This window comes from Cryobacterium frigoriphilum, assembly GCF_004403305.1.
Lineage (GTDB): Bacteria > Actinomycetota > Actinomycetes > Actinomycetales > Microbacteriaceae > Cryobacterium > Cryobacterium frigoriphilum.
In genome coordinates this window covers 1-18,097 of the sequence record NZ_SOHE01000065.1, presented here as the reverse complement: position 1 = coordinate 18,097, position 18,097 = coordinate 1, and the positions used below count along the sequence as shown (strand labels likewise).

Below are 18,097 nucleotides of genomic sequence, written 5' to 3'. Positions count from 1 at the left end.
AGCCGGCTGCTGGGGCTGGCTCTGCTGCGCCTGCCCCGACCGCTGCCTCGGCCTGGCGCCCGCGCACCGACACCCTCACCCCGGCCCTCAGTGCCGCCCTGCCGGAGCGTGTCGGCGTCGTGTCCTCGATCGTCGGCCTCAGCGTCGAGCTGCGTGGCCTGCCCGCGGCGATCGGTGACCTCGTCACGATTGGCGACAACCCGCGCATCGACGCGGAGGTTGTTGCGACGACGCGCGACGGCGTGCGCTGCATGCCGCTCGGCCGCCTCACCGGACTGCAGGCCGGTGCGCCCGCCCGAGCCGCCGGCACGCCCCTGCTGGTGCCGACCGGCACCGGCCTGTTCGGCCGGGTCGTCGACGGCCTCGGTCGCCCGATTGACGGCAAGGGCCCGCTCACGGTCGATGCCTTCGTGTCGTTCGACAACGAGAGTCCCTCGGCCATGGGGCGTGCCCGCATCGACACCCCCCTGCAGCTCGGGGTGCGGGTGCTCGACACCCTCACGACCATGGGGCGCGGCCAGCGTATGGGCCTGTTCGCCGGCTCTGGAGTCGGGAAATCTTCGCTGCTGTCGATGATCGCCCGGGGAACGGATGCCGAAGTGTCGGTCATCGCCCTCGTCGGCGAGCGGGGCCGCGAGGTGCGCGAGTTTCTCGAAGACGACCTCGGAGCCGAGGGCCTCGCCCGCTCGATCGTGGTCGTGTCGACCTCTGATGAACCGGCGATGATGCGCCTGCGCGCCGCATTCACCGCGACCCGCATCGCCGAATCCTTCCGTGATCAGGGTAAACACGTCGTGCTCATGATGGACTCGCTTACTCGCGTGGCCATGGCCCAGCGCGAAATCGGTCTGTCGGTGGGGGAGCCGCCGGCGACCCGAGGCTATCCGCCGTCGACGTTCTCGCTGCTTGCTCGGCTGCTCGAACGCGCCGGCACCGGTGAAACCGGCTCGATCACCGGCATCTACACCGTGCTCGTCGACGGCGACGACCACAACGAGCCCATCGCGGACGCCGCCCGTTCGATTCTCGACGGCCACGTCGTGCTCGACCGCAAACTCGCCGTGATGGGTCATTTTCCCTCGGTCGATGCCCTCGCCTCCATCTCGAGGGTCGCCTCTCGGGTGAACACCGCCGAGCGCAACCGCGTGGCCGGCACCCTGCGCCGTGTGCTCGCCGCGCGCCAGAACGCGCAGGATCTGCTCGACGTGGGTGCCTACCGCACCGGAACCAACCCCCTCGTCGACGCCGCCGTCACGCACGAAGCCGCGATCACCGCGTTTCTGCAGCAGCGCATGGACGACCAGACCCCCGCAACCGCGGCCTGGGATCGCCTCGCCCAGCTCACCCGCCAGCTGGCGGTGGCCGCATGAAGCGCCTCTTTCCGCTCGCCGGCCTGTTGCGCCTGCGGCACCTGCAGCAGGACCAGGCCTCGGTCGACCTCGCCGCGGCGAACTCGGCCAGGCGTGCGCACGACGAGCGTCATCTGCACGCCCGCGCCGCGCTCTACGGACTCTCGGCGACCCCCACGAACATGGCCGCACTGCACGCGATGGCTGCGGCCCGGGCCTCTTCCCGCAGCATGCTCAGTGACCTGGACGCCCTCGGACGCAATCACGAAACCGCCGTGGCCGAGGCCCAGACCGTTTTCGATGCTGCCCGCGCCGACTCGATTCGCCTCGAAAAGCTCGAGCTGCGCCATGCCGAAGCCCTGGCCGCCGAAGACCTGCACGTCGAACAGACCGTGCTCGACGAAATCGCGTCCACGCGCTGGCACCGCGACCAGATCGCGGGCGGTGATGACCAGTGAGCATGACCGACGCCCTGTCGCGTATCGGGCAGATTCAGTCCACGCTGCAGCAGATCTCCGGCACCAAAACCGCGTCGCCGACGGCCGCTGCGAGCGCGTCGCTGTCGGCGGCGGCCACGTCGGGGTCGGCCGCTGACTTTGCGTCGACGCTGGCCTCGGCCCTCGGAGTGAGCACCCCGAGCACCGAGACGTCGATCCTCAATCCGGGCTCGGTCACGGGAACGGATGTTGCCGCCGCCGCCCAGAAGTACCTCGGCGTGCCCTACGTCTTCGGGGGCGAAGACTCGAGCGGCATGGACTGCTCCGGACTCGTGCAAACCGTATATGCCGACCTGGGCATAGAAGTTCCGCGCCTGGTTTCCGGGCAGATGACCATCGGCACCGAGGTGGGTTCGCTCGCCGAAGCCCAGCCCGGCGACCTCATCGTGACCGGTGGCGGCGCGCATATTCTCATTTACGCCGGCGACAACAAGGTCATCCACGCGCCCTATCCGGGTCGCGACGTCTGTCTCGTCGAGGCGTACATGACGGATGCCGACATCGACACCATCCGCCGCGTCATCCCCTCGCAGACCGCATCGAGCATCGCGGCAAGTTTCAATTCGGCCAGCCTCAATTCGGCCAGCCTAGGTTCGGCCACGAACGGCACGGACATGCTCAGCGCGGCATTTGCATCCTTTGCCCGGGGGACTGCCTCGTGACCCTCACCCTGACGCCTGGCGCTGCCCCGGCACGCCCCGCCGCGACGGCCACCGGTTCGGCGACCTCGGCTGCGGCCGCCACCGTCGCCGGGGGAGCCGCAGCCTTCGCGGCCGTTCTCACGGTCGTGGCCTCCGACCCCGCACTGCTCGGTGGTCGTGCGGACTCCGCTGGTCGAGTGGACTCCGAATCCGTTGGTCGAGCCGACTCCGACTCCGGTGGTCGAGCCGATTCCGTTGGTCGAGCCTGTCGATACCACACCGCCCCCGAACTGACGGCACTCACCACGTCGCTTGCAACCGTCGTGGCCGACCCGCCCGGGGCCGCACCGGCGGAACCGACAGACGGTGCTCTTCTCGATTCCCCAGTCGACGTGGTCGCCGCGCCGCAGCCCGTTCTCGCGGCGCAGCCCGCGCCCGAGCTGCCTGCACGGCCGCGTGCGATTGAGCCCGAGGTCAGCGCCACGCCTCCCGCCACGCTCTCCGCCACGCCGCCCGCGATTGCCGTTCCGGTACCCGTTCCCGCCGCCGTCAAACCCGCGACCCCCGCAGTGCCCGCGAGCAGCGCGCCCGCCCCGATGCCCGCCGGCGGCAATGTGCCCACGGCGCGAACCGAGGTCCCCGTAATTGACGTGCCGGTCACAGAGGTGCCCGTCGATCGTCCCGACGGAGCTGCCGCTGCGCGAGGGACAGTCGAGCCGGTTGCGGTTCTGTCGCTCGCGACCGCACCTGCTCCCGTGCCGTCCGCTCTCGTGTTGGCTGTGCCGACTGAAGCCACCGTGCCGGTCGAAATCACTGTGCCGGTCGAAGCCACTGTGCCAGTCGAAGCCACTGTGCCGGCTGAAACCCCTGCGGCTACTGTGCCCGCCCCGGCACCCACCGTGCCAGCAGCAGCAGCAGCAGCAACAGCACCGGCCAGGCCTGTGGCGGTCGCTCCCAGGTCTTCGCTGCAGGCGGCACCGATCGGCGTGGCCGTCGCCTCGAGCGAGCCAAAGGTTTTCCCGCAGCAGCTCGCCAGCGACTCGAACCCGGCGCCAACACCCGACGCACTCGTCGCTTCGCCCGCTCCGGCTTCGCCCGCTCCGGCTTCGCCCGCTCCGGCTTCGCCCGCTCCGGCTGCGCCCGCGGCCTCCCTCGCGCCCGCGTCGACCGATGCCGCCGGCTCGACCGCTCCAGCGCCGACTCCCGTCACGCTCGCCCCGGCCGTCACGCCCAACCTCAGCCCGGTCGCGGCCCCCGAGGCCGCAGCAGCACCGGCAGCACCGGCCGCGCAGCCCGCTCCGACCCCGGCACCCCCCTTCGCGAGCCAGCTCGCAAAACCGCTGTTCTCCCTCGTCGGCGTCGCGCCGGGTGAACACGTCATGACCATCACCGTGTCGCCCGACAACCTCGGACCCGTCACCGTGCGCGCGCACGTCGGGGCCGACGGCATCCGCGTGGAGATGTTCAGCCCGAGCGACGCGGCCCGCGAGGCCCTGCGGCTGATTCTTCCCGACCTGCGCCGCGACCTCGCCGGCGCCGGTCCGGGTGGTTCCGGCGTCGCCGCGCAGCTCGAACTCTCGTCGCACAGCCAGCCCGACGATTCTCCGGATTCCCGTCAGCCGCGCACGCCGCCCGAGGCCCGCGCACCGAGCGGTGACCCGAACCCACCCCGGCCGCCGCCGAACCCGTGGCAGAACGGCTCGCAGAACCCCCGAACGAACTCCGCATCGACCATCGACGTGATGGTCTAGAGAAAGAACCGATATGACCATCGACGCAGTCGCCGCCGCCAGCAACGCGAGCTCCTATGTCGCCCCGGCGACCCGCACCCCCAGCCAGGCCATGGACTCCGAGGTCTTCATGTCGCTGCTCGTCACGCAGCTGCAGAATCAGGACCCGAGCTCACCCATGGATACCAACGAGATGATCGCGCAGACCACCCAGCTCGCGATGATGGAGAAGCTCACCGAAATGGCAACCGCCAGTGAAGAAGGCTTCTCGCTGCAGATGCGCACCTCGGCGGCGGCCCTCGTCGGCCAGACCGTGACCTACACACAGAGCGACGGCACCGAGATCACCGGTGTTGCGACATCCGTCTCGTTCGCCGACGCGGTGCCCCAGGTCACCGTGAACGGCGAGCCGGTGGCTCTCGACGTGATCAGCGGCGTGGTCACGCCCGCCACCGCCACCGTCTAACCCGCAGTACCCGAACCCCACACACTTTTCTCTTTTACCAATTCTTCTCGACTGAAAGGCAGCATCCGATGCTTCGTTCCCTGTACTCCGGCATCTCCGGACTCCGCTCGCACCAGGCCATGCTCGATGTGACCGGCAATAACATCGCCAACGTCAACACCACGGCGTTCAAGGCATCCGCTGCCCAATTTCAGGACACCCTCTCGCAGATGACGAGCGCGGGCTCGGCCCCGCAGGATCTTGTCGGTGGCACCAACTCCGCGCAGGTCGGACTCGGCGTGCAGGTGGCCGGAATCAGCACCAACTTCGCCCAGGGTTCGACCCAGGCCACCGGTAAAGCCACCGACCTGATGATTTCGGGCGACGGCTTCTTTGTCACCCAGCTCGGTGGCGAAACGCTCTACACCCGCGCCGGGTCCTTCGACTTCGACGCCAACGGCAACCTCGTCGCACCCGATGGCGCCCTCGTGCAAGGGTTCATGGCCGACGCGAACGGCAACATTGCCACCGGGGGAGCCACGAGCACCATCAGCCTGCCCGTCGCCGCTCTTGCTCCGGCAGCCCAGACCACGGTCGCTGCGTTCGTCGGCAACCTCCCGACGGATGCCGAGAGCCCCGTCATTCGTGACATTGGCGTTTTCGACACCGACGGTGCCCGCACAACCGTCTCGGTGACCTTCACGAGCAGTGGAGACGGCGTGTGGACCGCAACGTCCGACGGTGCCACATCGGATGCAGTACTGACCGCGGATGGCGAGGGCGGCTTCGACATCGTTGGCGGCCTGACATTTGATGGCATCGACGTAGACCTCACCGCGCTGCAGAGTTTCGCGGGCGAGAACACGGTCACGAGCAGCGGCGTCGACGGCAATGCCGCCGGCACCCTCGAGTCCTACACGCTCGGCTCCGACGGCACTCTGACCGGCGTCTTCAGCAACGGCGACCAGCTCGCGCTCGGACGCATCGCCCTCGCCAACTTCGTCAACCCGGGTGGCCTCGAAAAGACCGGCGGGTCCTCGTACCGCGAGACCACCAACTCGGGCGGCGCAGCCCTCGGCACCGCGGGCGTCGGCGGACTCGGTTCCCTGGTGGCCGGCTCGCTCGAAATGTCCAACGTTGACCTCTCGCAGGAATTCACGAACCTCATCGTGGCGCAGCGCGGTTTTCAGGCCAACGCCCGCATCATCACCACGAGCGATGAGCTGCTGCAGGAGATCACGAGCCTGAAGCGCTAGCCCGCGCAGACATCCGTCTGAACTATCGGCCGTCGTGGTCGCCTTACATGGGCGGCACGGCGGCCGACAGTGTACGGTGACGACTTTTCTGAAGCGTCCATGCAGAAGTTCACGGCCGGCTGGGAAGGGAATCATGATCATTGTCACGCGCCTCAACGACACGCAGTTCGCGATCAATCCCGACCTGATCGAGCGCATCCACGCAAACCCGGACACGACCCTGATCATGGTCGACGGTGCAAACTTCATCGTCACCGAGACCATGGCCGAGGTCATCGAGCGCATCGCAAGCTATCGCGCGCACGTCATTGCCCTCGCCTACGACACCCAGGGTGAAGAGATCCCCCGGGGACCGCGGAAGCTCTAGTGGATCCCGCCACTCTGATCGGCCTGCTGGTCGCCTTCGGTGCCCTCGTTGCGATGATCACGCTCGAGGGTTCCTCGGTGATGTCCATTCTGCTGCCTGCCCCGATGGTGCTCGTCTTCGGGGCGACCATTGCGGTCGGTATCGCCGGAGGCACGCTCAAAGACTTCGTCACTGCGGTGAAGGCGCTTCCCGGGGCGTTTCGCGGCAAGACCACGCCGCCGCACCGGGTCATCGACCAGGTCGTCGCCCTCGCCGAGAAGGCCCGCAGCTCTGGCCTGCTCGCCCTCGAACAGGAGGCCGACAAGGTCGACGACCCGTTTCTGCGCCGAGCCCTGCGTAACATCGCCGACGGCACGGACGGTGACGAACTGCGCATCCTGCTCGAAGATGAAATTGCCACGAAGGCGAAGTCCGACCGTACGGCCTCCAAATTCTTTATGGCTCTCGGCGGATACGCACCTACCGTCGGCATCGTCGGCACCGTCGTATCGCTCACCCACGTGCTCGAAAATCTCTCGACTCCCGACGAGCTCGGCCCGATGATCGCGACTGCCTTCGTTGCGACACTGTGGGGCCTGTTGTCGGCGAACTTCATCTGGCTGCCGATCGGGTCGCGGTTGAAACGCCTCACCGAGATCGAAGTTGACCGCATGACCCTGCTCATGGAGGGCGCCCTCGCCGTGCAGGCCGGAAGCCAGCCGCGTCTGCTGGGGGAACGCCTGCGGGCCATGGTCGCCGAGAGCGCCCCCGTTAGAGACACCGGCAAGGGCACTAACAAGGCAGCGAAGGCCGAAGCGAAAGCCGCCGCGAAAGCCGCTGCGAAAGACGCAGCGGACCTGACCGACGCCGCATGAGCGTGCCACGGGGCCGTCGCCGCCCGCACGGTGAGTCTGAGGGTGAGGAGGACGGCCCCGACGAGCGGTGGATGGCCTCCTACATGGACATGGTCACCGTGTTGATGTGCATGTTCATTGTGCTCTTCGCCATGTCGACCGTGGATGAGGCGAAGTTCGAGCAACTCGCGAACTCCCTCGCGACGGGGTTCGGCGCGGTCAATGTCGGAGCCATCGACACCGCCGAGGGCGTCGTCGTACCCGACGAACTAGCCGATACCGCCGACGAGGGGTTCACGGATGCCGAACTCGCCGCCCTCGAGGTGCAGGACTTCACCGAGCTCAAGAAGGAGATTCTCTCCAAGCTTGAAGCGGTTGGCCTCGCCGACACGACCCAGTTTGTCGTCAACGAACGCGGCCTGACCGTCGGACTCGTCGGCTCTGAGACCTTCTTCATGCCCGACAGCGCCGATCTGAGTGAGGTAGCGACCACCGTCATCGACGCGATGGCACCCTCGCTGGTCGCGGCCGGGCTCGAGATCTCCGTCGAAGGTCATGCCGATCGGCACGGCCAATCGGTGAACTACGACACCGATTGGGAACTCTCGGCCGGGCGTGCTGCACGCGTGCTGCGCAGGCTGGTGGAGCAGGGCGGTGTGCCCCAAGAATCCATTCTGGCGGTCGGCTTCGGCTCGGCTCGGCCGATCAGCACGGGGGATACCCTCGCCGACCAGGCCCAGAACCGGCGCGTCGACGTGGTCGTGCTGTCTGACCAGTCCGACGCTGTGCGAGAACTGATTCCCGAGGTCGTCGGCTGACCGTACCTGGTTCACGGCGCGGTTGGCGCGGTCGGGCGCGAGTCTGACTCAGGCCGTGCGGCGGGCTCGACAACCGGCGCCAGGGTGAGGTGGTGCGGGGGCCGGGCGACGGTCGACATCGCTCTCGTCAGAGAGAACCCTCCGACTCCGTCTGCAATCTCGTGGCGAATCGTGCTTACATCAGCGCCGGGCTTGCCGATAGTGGCAACCGTGACGGTCCAGGAACAGGTAAACATCGGTGCGCCCGCAAAGCCGGCGAGATCGATTGAGTTGTACGACTTTCGTCGTCCAACTACCCTGGCGCGCGAACATTCACGGGTGCTGGAATTGGCCTTTGAAACTTTTGCCCGGCAGTGGGGCACGCAACTGACCGCGCGCGTTCGCGTGCTCTGTACAGTGACCTGCGAAACCGTGCTCATGCACACGTACGACGAGTATGCGACCTCGCTCCCGAGCACGACCGCAATGGTGCTGTTCGGAATTGAAGACATTGATGCTCGCGGTGTCATCCAATTCCCGACCGCGGCCGCGTTGTCCTGGGTGGCGCACATGCTGGGCGGCAACGGTCCGATGGCCCCCACCCCGGAACGCAAGTTCACTCAGATCGAACAGGCACTCATTCGCCAGCTCATGGCCGAGGGCCTTGAGGATTTGCGCTATTCGCTCAGCGACCTGCTCGTCGACGAGCTCCACGTCGACGCGATTCAGTACAACTCACAGTTTGCGCAGGCGGCCGCGACCGGCGATCTCATGATCGTGGCCGTCTTCTCGATTCGGGTCGCCGAGCTCACCAGCCGCGCCACCGTGGCGATTCCGGCCGTCGCGCTCATGCCCCAGCTCGGTGACGCCAACCCGACGACGAGCATCAGCAACGCCCGGGAATTGATTCAGGAGCAGATCGCGGCGGTGCCGGTTGACGTATCGCTGCAGCTGACGCCCGCGCCGGTGCTGCCGAGCCGCATCCTGTCGCTCGCGGTCGGTGACATCATCACCATCCCGCATCCGCAGTATCGGCCGCTCGATCTCACGGTAGACGGCCGGGTGCTGGCCCGCGCGGCCGTCGGCGCCAACGGCGCGCGCCTGGCCTGCATCGTCATCGACAGCGACTAAACAGGCGCCCTGATGCCCCGAACACCCGCAGCCCCGAACACCGCAGTAGCAACACTGGAGAAAACGCCATGAACACCACCGACACCGCGCTTCCCGTCGCCGCCGCCAATGCACTGATTCTCGTGCTGCCGGCCGCCACGGCCGTGCAGGCGACGCCCCACCTCGGTGCGGCCGTGCAGGCGCAGGTCGGTTCCGCGGCGGTCGCCTCTTTCGTCGGTGTCACGAGCGCCGACCTTGCCGTGGTGCTCACCGATCCCAGTTCGACCGACGTTGCCGCCGGATCGGCGAGCTCCCTCGTCGCGAGCCACGACGTGCTGCGCCCCGCGCTGCAGGCCGCCGCCGCGATGCTCGGCGTCGGAGTGCTCGGCGACACCCGCGTCGAAGACGCCTCGGCCCTGTTCGCGTCGGACGAAACCGTGGTCTTCGACCTGCTCGGCAACGGCATCGTCATCGGCTGGTTCGCCATTCGCCTGCGCAAGAACGGCATCGTCGCCGGCTTCAACCTCAGCACCCCCGACACCGTCGTCGGCAAGCTGGGCCGCATCCGCAACGTGGAAATGGCTCTGACCGTCGAAATCGGCCGCACCCGCATGTCGGTGCGCGACGTGCTCTCGCTCGAGCCCGGCGCCGTCATCGAACTCGACCGTTCAGCCGGCGCCCCCGCCGATATTCTGCTCAACGGCCGTCTCATCGCGCACGGTGAGATCGTCGTCGTCGACCAGGATTACGCCGTGCGCATCACCCAGATTCTCGATGTCGCCGAGGGCCTGGCCTAAATGGACACCCTCATCGTGGCGCTGCGCGTCGTTCTCTCGCTCGGCGTCGTGCTCGTGCTGCTCTGGTACCTGCAGAAACGGCTGAGCAAGGCCGCTCGCGGCAGCCAGGTCGTGAATCTGGTGACCGTGGTGGGCCGTCAGGTGGTCGGGCCCAAGTCATCCGTCGTCGTCGTAGACATCGACGGCCAACGCCTCGTTCTGGGCGTCACCGAACAGTCCGTGAGCCTGCTGCACGGCGGCGCCACGCCGATCGCGACCGAGGGCGGCACCGGCCAGGCCGAATTCGCCCGCCTGCTCGCTGCGGCGACGGATGGTGAACCCGGCTCCCAGCCGGCCCTCCAGCCGGCCCTCGCCACGACTGCCACGACTCCGGCGACCGCCGAACGTTTCGGCGGCTCGATCCTCTCCCCGAGCACGTGGCAGCAGGCCGCCGCCGCACTGCGGCAGCGACGGTGAACACCGCACCTGGGTCTGTCCGCACGCTGAACCATCTCTACGCCACGACCCCCGCCCGCGACCGGCTCACCCGCGCCACCCGCCTGGCCGTGCAACTCGGCCTGCTGCTCGTGATCGTGCTCGCCATATTCTGGGTGACGACCCCCTCGGCCCACGCCCTGTCCCTCGTTCCCACGCAGCCCGTCGACCCCGGCGACACCGGTGCAGTCGACCCGAGCGAGGGCGGCGGCGGCGACGTCAGCATTGACATCAACGGCCCGAATGGGGCTCCGTCGTCGGCGATCGTCACGCTCGTGGGCATCACGCTGCTCTCGGTCGCCCCCGCTCTGCTGCTCATGATGACGAGCTTCACCAAGATCTTCGTCGTGCTCGCCATGACCCGGAACGCGCTCGCGCTGCCGTCGATCCCGCCGAACCAGGTGCTCGCCGGCCTTGCCCTGTTCCTGTCGTTGTTCATCATGGCGCCGGTACTGACCGACATCAACACCCTCGCCGTCGAGCCCTACCTCGACGGCAACCTCACCTTCACCGACGCCCTCGCGGCCGCCGGGGAACCGCTGCGGGTGTTCATGCTCGCCAACACCCGCGAAGAAGACCTCGCGCTCATGACCCGCGCCGCCGACATGGACAACCCCGACAGTCCCGACGATGTGACCCTGCTGACCCTGATTCCGGCGTTCATGATCAGCGAGCTGCGCGCTGCATTCATCATCGGCTTCGTCATTTTCATTCCCTTTCTCGTGATCGACATCGTGGTCTCGGCCGCCCTGATGTCCATGGGCATGATGATGCTGCCGCCGGTCATGATCTCGCTGCCGTTCAAGATTCTGCTCTTCGTGCTCGTCGACGGCTGGGGCCTGATCATCACGAGCCTCATCGGCAGTTATCAGGTCGGCTGATGGACACCAACGCCGTTCTCGACATCGGCCTGCAGGGCCTGATCCTCGCCGCCAAGCTGTCCGCTCCCGTGCTCATCACCGCGCTCGTGGTGGGTTTTGCCATCTCGCTGCTGCAGTCGATCACCCAGATTCAGGAGGTGACGCTGTCGTTCGTGCCCAAGGCCATCGCCGTCGCCATCGCCCTGATCGTCTGCGGTCACTGGATGATCGCCGAGTCGGTCGCTTTCACGCACGCCATCTTCGACAAGATCCCCTCGCTGCTCGGCGGTGGCTGAGATGGAATTCAGCCTCAACCTCGCCTGGATCGAAGCGACCATGCTCGCCGGGGTACGCATGATCGCCTTCATCGTCATCGCACCGCCGTTCTCCTACAACGCCTTCCCGCTGCGCATCAAGGGCATGCTCGCCCTCGGCCTGGCCCTTGCGGTGTCGCCACGGGCCACCGACGGCTATGTCTCGTCGACCACCGCCGAATTCTTCGGCGCGCTGGTGCTCGAAATCCTGGTCGGCGGCATCCTCGGATTTCTCGTCTTCGTCGTCTTCGCGGCGGTGCAGTCCGCCGGTGGACTGATCGACATGTTCAGCGGATTCTCGATGGCGCAGGGTTTCGACCCGCAGTCCATGGTCAACGGCGCCCAGTTCACCCGTCTGTTTCAGATCACCGCCCTTGCCCTGCTCTTCGCGTCCGGCGGTTACCAGCTAATCATTGGCGGGCTCATCCGCAGCTTCTCCGCCCTGCCGATCGGCGGCGGCGTCGAGCTCGGCGCGCCCGTGCAGGCCCTGATCGGCGCGACGACGCAGATGTTTCTCGCCGCCGTGCAGATCGCCGGCCCGCTGCTCGTGGTGCTTTTTCTAGCGGATGCCGGACTCGGCCTGCTCACCCGGGTCGCGCCCGCGCTCAACGCCTTCGCCCTCGGCTTTCCGCTGAAGATCCTGATCACCCTGATCCTCGCCTCCACCGTCTTCATCGCCCTGCCCCGCATCGTCTCGACCCTCACCGGTCAGGCCGTGGACGCACTCATGGGGGTGAGGTAGTTGTCAGAACCCGATTCCGGTGAACGCACCGAGATGGCCACCCAGAAGCGCATGAAAGAGGTGCGGGCCAAGGGTCAGCTCTCCAAGTCGCAGGACATCACCGCCTGGCTCGGGGTCGGCGCGGCAGCCGTCATGCTGCCCGGCGCCATTGCCGCCGGCGCGATCGTCGGCACCGACCAGCTCTTCACCGTCGGCGCGATCGCCGCGAACCCCGACCCCGAGGTTGCCCTCGAAGCCCTCGTCGAGGGCCTCGCCTCGATGTCGGCCACGATTTCGCCCCTGCTCGGCGTGGTCGTCGTGGTCGTGCTGCTCGGAGCGGCGCTGCAGGGCGGCATCCACTTCAAGAAGTTCGAGGGAAAGTACGAGCAGTTCAACCTGGTCTCGGGTATGAAACGGGTCTTCGGCACGCAGGCGCTCTGGGAGGGCGTGAAATCGCTCGCCAAGACCATCGTCGTCGGCGTCGTCCTGGTCTCCGTCATTCAGGGCCTGATGCCCGTGCTGATGACCGCCGGTGGGCTGCCCGTCTCCGCGCTGCTCGAGGGAGCGGCGGCCGGCGCCGGCGCGCTGCTGCAGTCCGCGGTCGTGGCCGGGCTGATCCTCGCCGCCGCCGACGTGTTCGTGGTCATGAAGCGCAACCGCAAGAAGACCCGCATGACCAAGAAGGAGGTGCGCGACGAGAACAAGGCCTCAGAGGGAGACCCGCAGATCAAATCGCAGCGCCGTTCCCGTCAGCTCGCGATGAGTCGCAACCGCATGATCTCCTCGGTCGCCGACGCGGATGTCGTGCTCGTCAACCCGACGCACGTCGCCGTGGCCCTGGTCTACGAACCGGGAAAGTCGGCGCCCCGGGTGGTCGCGAAGGGCACCGGACACGTGGCCACGCGCATCCGCGAACAGGCCGCGACCGACCAGGTGCCGATCGTCGCGGATATTCCGCTGGCCAGGGCGCTCTTCGCGGCGTGCGAGATCGGACAGGAGATTCCGACCGACCTGTACAACGCGGTGGCCCGGGTGCTCGCCTTCGTGATGGCCCTCAAGGCCCGCGGCTCGCAGTCCGGCGGCAGCATGGCCGGCGTACACACCATGACATCCGCACCATCCGGCCCGAGGGGGTTCTAACGTGAAAAACCGCAATCTCGCGATGCTCGCCGTGCCCGTCGGCGTCGTCGGCATCATCCTGCTGCTCGTCGTGCCGATTCCGGCCGCGATGCTCGACGTGCTCATCATCGTCAACATCATGCTCGGGCTCGTCACGCTGCTGACGACTATGTTCGTGAAGAAGCCGCTCGACTTCTCGGTGTTCCCCTCGCTGCTGCTCGTCGCGACCCTGTTCCGACTGGGCCTCAACGTGGCATCCACCCGACTCGTGCTCGGCGACGGCTACGCCGGCCAGGTCATCGAGGCCTTCGGGCACGTGGCCGTCGGCGGCTCGATGGTCATTGGCGCGGTCATCTTTCTGATCCTCGTCGTGATTCAGTTCGTCGTGGTCACCAAGGGTGCCGAACGCGTCGCCGAGGTCGGCGCCCGCTTCACCCTCGACGCCATGCCCGGCAAGCAGATGGCCATCGACGCCGACCTCAACGCCGGCCTGATCACCGATGCCCAGGCGAAAGACCGGCGCGCCGAGGTCTCGGCCGAGGCCGACTTCTACGGCGCCATGGACGGTGCGTCGAAGTTCGTCAAGGGTGACGCGATCGCCGGCCTGATCATCATCATCATCAACATCATCGGTGGCATCGCGATCGGCATGCTGCAGCGCGGCATGGAGATCGGCGAAGCCCTCGATACCTACGCGTTGCTGACCATCGGCGACGGTCTCGTCACCCAGATTCCCGCGCTGCTGATGGCCGTCTCCACCGGCATGATCGTGACCCGCTCGAACGCCGAGAGTGACATCGGCACCACCGCCTCTGCCCAGCTCACCCAGAGCCGCAACGCCCTGCTGATCACCGGCGCAGCCGCCATCCTGATGGCCCTGATTCCGGGCATGCCGATCATTCCGTTCATCATCGTGGGTTTCGGTCTCATCTTCATCTCGCAGCGCATCAAGACGACCGAGGCTGCGAAGAAGGCCGAGACGGAGGCCGCCACCGCGGCCGAACAGGTCGCCCCGAAGACCGACACCTCCGAAGACCTGATCGAGCAGATGCGGGTGCACGCCCTCGAGATTCAGCTCGCCCCCGACCTGGTCGACATTGTCTCCGGCGCCAGCGACGACCTGCTCGCCCGGGTGCGGGGCCTGCGCCGCAAGATCGCGATGGACTTAGGCGTCGTGGTTCCGCCGGTGCGCACCAGGGACAGCATCGACCTTCCCAGCTCGACCTACGTGATCCGCATCGCCGGGGTCGAAGCGGGCCGCGGAATCGCGCCGGCCGGCAAGGTGCTCGCCCTCGGCGATGCCCTCGACGGCCTGCCCGGCACGGTCACGGTCGAACCCGTTTTCGGGTTGGCCGGCAAATGGGTGCCGAGCGAGATGCGCTACAGCGCCGAAATGACCGGTGCCACAGTCATCGACCGGGTCTCGGTGCTCGTCACACACCTGTCGTCGATCATCACCTCGAACGCCGCCCGGCTGCTCACCCGCGAAGACGTGCGCATTCTGACGGATGGCGTGCGCCAGGTGAATCCGTCGGCCGTCGACGATCTGATCCCCGGCATGCTCTCGCTGGCCGAGGTGCAGCGGGTGCTGCAGGGGCTCTTGATCGAGCAGATTCCGATCAACGACCTGCCGCGCATCTACGAGGCGCTGTCCCTGCGCGCCAAGGTGTCGACCGACCCGGAGGGGCTCATCGAGGCCGCCCGGCACGCGCTCGGACCGGCGCTGACCGCGCAGTACCTCGACGGCACCGTGTTGCGGGTCATCATGATCGAGCCGCTTCTTGAACAGTCCATGCTCGAGGGCATGCGGCCGTCGGAAGCCGGCACCCAGATTCTGATGGACCCGGCCAAGATCGAGGCGGTGCTCGCTTCGGTGCGCAGTTCGGTCGCCACGGTCGAGGCGAGCGGCCTCAGCGCCGTGCTGGTCTGCGCGCCGGCGCTGCGGCCGGCAATTCGGCGGCTCGTGTCCACGCAGTCCGACGGGCTGCCGGTCTTGTCGTACCAGGAGGTCACGGCGTCGAACGTGACCATTGAGACCGTGGGGGTGGTCCGTGGAGCCGAGACGATTTCAGCTTAGAGGCGCGACGCTGGCCGAACTGAAGCAGCGCATCCGTCTGGATCATGGCGAAGATGCCCTCATCGTGTCGGCGGAGAAGGTCACCGTCGGTGGCATTCGCGGTTTTTTCGCGCGCCAGCACTATGAGGTGACCGTGGAGGTGCCGCCGCGGCGCCGCGCGGCGCACGCGCTCGATCTGCCGGCCCGGCTGGGCATCGCGGCGCTGCTCGACGACGCCGACGAGCAGGAATCGCAGCTGCGGCCGCGGGCGGCGGCCGTGCTGCCGGCGACTCCGGTCTCGACCGAGTCCGATGGGTTCGCCGCGCTGATGGACGAACTCACCTTCGCGACCGCACGGGCGGAGCCGCCGGTGCGGCCGCCTGCCGGGGCGGATTCAGGGCGGGCTTCGCGGTCACCGACGGAGGTGCCGGTCGAGCAGGGCGCACTGCGGGCGCCGATGCCGCCGCCGTTACCCGTTCCGATGCCTGCTTCACCTCGTGCCGCTGGGGGTAGGCGTGCCGCCGCGGACGCCGCGGCAATCGCGGCCGCACACGTCTCACCCCGGCGCAGCGCTCGGTCGGAATCCGCCCGCCGCGACGATCTGGCCGACCTGCTCGACGACCTCGATGCGGCCGACAGCTTCGTTTCGCAGGGTGAGTCGGGCCGTGCCCGGGCCGGCGACGACGAAGTGGGCAACAGCGGCACAAGCGACCGGGACCAGAGCGACAGCGAGGCGAACCACAGCGACCCGAACCACAGCGACGCGAACCACAGCGACGCGAACTCTAGCGACGCGAACAACGGTCTCGACGGGCAGCCCGGAGTGACGTCGGCCGGATCCGGCGCAATGGCCGCCCTCCTCGCCGCAGTCGACCGTGCGGAGGCGGCGACCTCCCGTGAGCTGACCGATTCACCCGGCGCGGCATCGCAGCGAAATGCGGCACGTGCCGCTGCACGCACCCCTGCAGGGGCCGACGCACCCGCCGTGCCTGGCGCGGCGGCCGCGCGGGCAGCCGCCTTGCTCGACACCGGCCCGCAGTGGGTGCCGCGGGCCGCGGCCTCGGCGGTTTCGGCCGTCTCCGCGAGTCAGACCGGGCTCGCCGACCCCGCCAGACCCGCCGCACCGGGCGAGCTCGCCGCATCGAGGGGGCCCGCGGATCCGACCGGTCGCTCCGGATCGAGGGGGACCGCGGATCAGACCGGTCGCGCCGGTCCTGCGGGTTCCGCCGGTCCGAGCGGTAGCGCCGGTTCTGCGGGTTCCGCCGGTCCGACCGGTCGCTCCGGATTTGCCGCGGCGGCCGGTTTCGCCGCGTCGGCCGGGGGAGTTGTCGCGCCGATCGTGCCCCGCCTTCTGACCGGGCGCGGGGATCTCGTCCTCGTCGTCGGGCTCACCGAGCGGGCGCTCGAGGTTGCCCGCGCCATGATCGTGCGCGCCAACGGCGGCGAGCTGCGCGTCGCGGGTGCGCTCTCGGCGGCCGGCGTCGACCGCGTCGACGATCGCAGGTCTGCGGGTGCCGCCCGGGCGGCCGGGGTCGAGCGCGGGCATCCGGTGTTCGTCGCATTCGGCCTGGGGCCCAGCCAGGTCGACGTCAGCACCGACTTCGTGCGGCGGGCGGCGTCGCTCGCGGCGCTGCGTGCCGATCAAATCTGGGTGGTAGCGGATGCCGCACACAAGTCCGCCGACACCGACCGCTGGGTGCAGGTGGTTGCGGCGGCGGTGCCCGTTGACGGAGTTGTCGGTATCGGCCGGGAATCCACCTCGACTCCCGAGACTCTCGCGAGCCTCGGGCTGCCGGTGCTCTGGCACGCGACCCTCGAGCCGATCGCGCCCACCACCCGCCGGGCGGCGAGGGGCCTGGCCGGCAATGGGTCACGATAGGCTGGTCAGATGCTGGTTCTGACACGCAAACCGGGGGAGAAGATCCTCATTGGCGATGACATCGTCATCACCGTGCTCGACGCGCGCGGAGACAGCGTGCGCATCGGTATCGACGCCCCGCGCGGCGTGAAGATCCAGCGCGACGAGGTGTTGCGCGCGGTGACCGAGGCCAACCTCGCGGCGACCCTCGCGGATGCCGACGCCGAGGCCCGCATCAAGGCCAGCCTGGGGCTGACCCTCGGCCTGCAACTCGGCCTCCCCTCCGCCACCCTCGCGCCCGCCGCCCCGACCTCTGCGCCCACGCCCGAAGCGGATGCCCCCGCGCCGTCATCCGCGCTGGCGCCTGAGTCCGCGCCCCTGCCCGTGCCCGTGCCTGAGTCCGCGCCCGCGCCCGCGCCTGATGTCGCATCCGCGCCCGCGCCTGATGTCGCGNGCGCTGGCGCCTGAGTCCGCGCCCCTGCCCGTGCCCGTGCCTGAGTCCGCGCCCGCGCCCGCGCCTGATGTCGCATCCGCGCCCGCGCCTGATGTCGCGCCCACCGGCAGCCCACGACCACACCCGCCCACCCCGGCCCACCCTTAGCGCGCGGGCTGGCAGCACGGCCGCGCCCGATACCGGTGGCCGCTACCGTAACGGCCGTAGCGCTCACCCGTTTCGGGCGCGGTCATCCGTTCGAGGCAGCGGATGCCCCTGAACCCCGTGGCGCAGTCCCCGCGCAGTGGCGCAGCTCCCGCGCGGCGGCGGGGCCGCACGATGACCGCGCCCGAAACGGGTGGCCGCTACCGTAATGGCCGTAGCGCTCACCGGTTTCGGGCGCGGTCATCCGTTCGAGGCAGCGGATGCCCCGGAACCCC

Annotated in this window: 20 protein-coding genes; 19 read left to right on the top strand and 1 reads right to left on the bottom strand. The window is 68.4% G+C overall.

Annotation, left to right across the window (positions count from 1 at the left end; translation table 11 throughout):
- Positions 1–98: 98 nt before the first annotated feature.
- From E3T55_RS15450 to csrA, 19 genes are all read left to right on the top strand, one after another.
- Positions 99–1,370, top strand: a complete 1,272-nt coding sequence (locus E3T55_RS15450; protein WP_174775480.1) for a FliI/YscN family ATPase — start codon at positions 99–101, stop codon at positions 1,368–1,370.
- The gene (locus E3T55_RS15445; protein WP_134520452.1) at positions 1,367–1,807 is read left to right on the top strand and encodes a hypothetical protein; all 441 of its coding nucleotides are present in this window, start codon (positions 1,367–1,369) and stop codon (positions 1,805–1,807) included. Before E3T55_RS15450 ends, E3T55_RS15445 begins: the two co-directional genes overlap by 4 nt.
- Before the next feature lie 2 nt (positions 1,808–1,809).
- Positions 1,810–2,508 carry a C40 family peptidase gene (locus tag E3T55_RS15440; protein ID WP_166791806.1) on the top strand — a complete coding sequence of 233 codons (699 nt, stop codon included), beginning with the start codon at positions 1,810–1,812 and terminating at the stop codon, positions 2,506–2,508.
- A complete protein-coding gene (locus tag E3T55_RS15435) occupies positions 2,505–4,238 on the top strand; it encodes a flagellar hook-length control protein FliK (RefSeq protein ID WP_134520450.1) in 1,734 nt (577 codons plus the stop codon). The genes E3T55_RS15440 and E3T55_RS15435 overlap by 4 nt, the downstream gene beginning before the upstream one ends.
- A gap of 13 nt (positions 4,239–4,251) precedes the next feature.
- Complete coding sequence (locus tag E3T55_RS15430) at positions 4,252–4,683, top strand: flagellar hook capping FlgD N-terminal domain-containing protein (RefSeq protein WP_134520449.1); 432 nt, start codon at positions 4,252–4,254, stop codon at positions 4,681–4,683.
- 68 nt (positions 4,684–4,751) lie between these two features.
- Positions 4,752–5,918, top strand: coding sequence for a flagellar hook protein FlgE (locus E3T55_RS15425; protein ID WP_134520448.1), 1,167 nt, complete (start codon positions 4,752–4,754; stop codon positions 5,916–5,918).
- A 133-nt stretch (positions 5,919–6,051) separates the two neighbouring features.
- Positions 6,052–6,285, top strand: coding sequence for a flagellar FlbD family protein (locus E3T55_RS15420; RefSeq protein WP_134520447.1), 234 nt, complete (start codon positions 6,052–6,054; stop codon positions 6,283–6,285).
- Positions 6,285–7,139: a motility protein A gene (locus tag E3T55_RS15415; RefSeq protein ID WP_134520446.1), complete on the top strand. Its 855-nt coding sequence runs from the start codon at positions 6,285–6,287 to the stop codon at positions 7,137–7,139. The genes E3T55_RS15420 and E3T55_RS15415 overlap by 1 nt, the downstream gene beginning before the upstream one ends.
- The gene (locus E3T55_RS15410) at positions 7,136–7,936 is read left to right on the top strand and encodes an OmpA/MotB family protein (RefSeq protein ID WP_174775478.1); all 801 of its coding nucleotides are present in this window, start codon (positions 7,136–7,138) and stop codon (positions 7,934–7,936) included. Before E3T55_RS15415 ends, E3T55_RS15410 begins: the two co-directional genes overlap by 4 nt.
- 201 nt (positions 7,937–8,137) lie before the next feature.
- A complete protein-coding gene (locus E3T55_RS15405) occupies positions 8,138–9,046 on the top strand; it encodes a flagellar motor switch protein FliM (protein WP_338145131.1) in 909 nt (302 codons plus the stop codon).
- 68 nt (positions 9,047–9,114) lie between these two features.
- Entirely contained in the window at positions 9,115–9,822 is a 708-nt protein-coding gene (gene fliN / locus E3T55_RS15400) for a flagellar motor switch protein FliN (RefSeq protein ID WP_134520445.1), read from the top strand.
- Positions 9,823–10,278 (top strand): FliO/MopB family protein, encoded by a 456-nt coding sequence (locus E3T55_RS15395; protein WP_134520444.1) that lies wholly within the window; start codon positions 9,823–9,825, stop codon positions 10,276–10,278. It begins immediately after the preceding gene.
- Positions 10,279–10,361: 83 nt separating this feature from the next.
- Positions 10,362–11,177 carry a flagellar type III secretion system pore protein FliP gene (fliP, locus tag E3T55_RS15390; protein ID WP_134520483.1) on the top strand — a complete coding sequence of 272 codons (816 nt, stop codon included), beginning with the start codon at positions 10,362–10,364 and terminating at the stop codon, positions 11,175–11,177.
- Positions 11,177–11,452, top strand: coding sequence for a flagellar biosynthesis protein FliQ (gene fliQ, locus E3T55_RS15385; RefSeq protein ID WP_134520443.1), 276 nt, complete (start codon positions 11,177–11,179; stop codon positions 11,450–11,452). The genes fliP and fliQ overlap by 1 nt, the downstream gene beginning before the upstream one ends.
- A 1-nt stretch (position 11,453) precedes the next feature.
- On the top strand, positions 11,454–12,212 hold the full coding sequence (locus E3T55_RS15380) for a flagellar biosynthetic protein FliR (protein WP_134520442.1): 759 nt from the start codon (positions 11,454–11,456) through the stop codon (positions 12,210–12,212).
- 33 nt (positions 12,213–12,245) lie between these two features.
- Positions 12,246–13,331 carry an EscU/YscU/HrcU family type III secretion system export apparatus switch protein gene (locus tag E3T55_RS15375; RefSeq protein ID WP_478213438.1) on the top strand — a complete coding sequence of 362 codons (1,086 nt, stop codon included), beginning with the start codon at positions 12,246–12,248 and terminating at the stop codon, positions 13,329–13,331.
- A gap of 22 nt (positions 13,332–13,353) precedes the next feature.
- The gene (locus tag E3T55_RS15370) at positions 13,354–15,387 is read left to right on the top strand and encodes a flagellar biosynthesis protein FlhA (RefSeq protein ID WP_241993093.1); all 2,034 of its coding nucleotides are present in this window, start codon (positions 13,354–13,356) and stop codon (positions 15,385–15,387) included.
- A complete protein-coding gene (locus E3T55_RS15365) occupies positions 15,362–17,245 on the top strand; it encodes a hypothetical protein (RefSeq protein WP_134520439.1) in 1,884 nt (627 codons plus the stop codon). The genes E3T55_RS15370 and E3T55_RS15365 overlap by 26 nt, the downstream gene beginning before the upstream one ends.
- Before the next feature lie 9 nt (positions 17,246–17,254).
- Entirely contained in the window at positions 17,255–17,692 is a 438-nt protein-coding gene (gene csrA / locus E3T55_RS21090; RefSeq protein WP_134520438.1) for a carbon storage regulator CsrA, read from the top strand.
- 215 nt (positions 17,693–17,907) lie between these two features.
- Here csrA and E3T55_RS20615 read toward each other — a convergent pair.
- A partial coding sequence (locus tag E3T55_RS20615) for a hypothetical protein (protein WP_206751385.1) occupies positions 17,908–18,097 on the bottom strand: 190 nt, incomplete at its 5' end.

What these genes read in the sequence shown, in the direction of transcription:
- E3T55_RS15445 (WP_134520452.1), top strand. Translation starts at nt 1,367, where the DNA reads ATGAAGCGCCTCTTTCCGCTCGCCGGCCTGTTGCGCCTGCGGCACCTG.
- E3T55_RS15440 (WP_166791806.1), top strand. Translation starts at nt 1,810, where the DNA reads ATGACCGACGCCCTGTCGCGTATCGGGCAGATTCAGTCCACGCTGCAG.
- E3T55_RS15430 (WP_134520449.1), top strand. Translation starts at nt 4,252, where the DNA reads ATGACCATCGACGCAGTCGCCGCCGCCAGCAACGCGAGCTCCTATGTC.
- E3T55_RS15425 (WP_134520448.1), top strand. Translation starts at nt 4,752, where the DNA reads ATGCTTCGTTCCCTGTACTCCGGCATCTCCGGACTCCGCTCGCACCAG.
- E3T55_RS15420 (WP_134520447.1), top strand. Translation starts at nt 6,052, where the DNA reads ATGATCATTGTCACGCGCCTCAACGACACGCAGTTCGCGATCAATCCC.
- E3T55_RS15410 (WP_174775478.1), top strand. Translation starts at nt 7,136, where the DNA reads ATGAGCGTGCCACGGGGCCGTCGCCGCCCGCACGGTGAGTCTGAGGGT.
- fliN (WP_134520445.1), top strand. Translation starts at nt 9,115, where the DNA reads ATGAACACCACCGACACCGCGCTTCCCGTCGCCGCCGCCAATGCACTG.
- E3T55_RS15395 (WP_134520444.1), top strand. Translation starts at nt 9,823, where the DNA reads ATGGACACCCTCATCGTGGCGCTGCGCGTCGTTCTCTCGCTCGGCGTC.
- fliQ (WP_134520443.1), top strand. Translation starts at nt 11,177, where the DNA reads ATGGACACCAACGCCGTTCTCGACATCGGCCTGCAGGGCCTGATCCTC.
- E3T55_RS15380 (WP_134520442.1), top strand. Translation starts at nt 11,454, where the DNA reads ATGGAATTCAGCCTCAACCTCGCCTGGATCGAAGCGACCATGCTCGCC.
- E3T55_RS15375 (WP_478213438.1), top strand. Translation starts at nt 12,246, where the DNA reads ATGGCCACCCAGAAGCGCATGAAAGAGGTGCGGGCCAAGGGTCAGCTC.
- E3T55_RS15370 (WP_241993093.1), top strand. Translation starts at nt 13,354, where the DNA reads ATGCTCGCCGTGCCCGTCGGCGTCGTCGGCATCATCCTGCTGCTCGTC.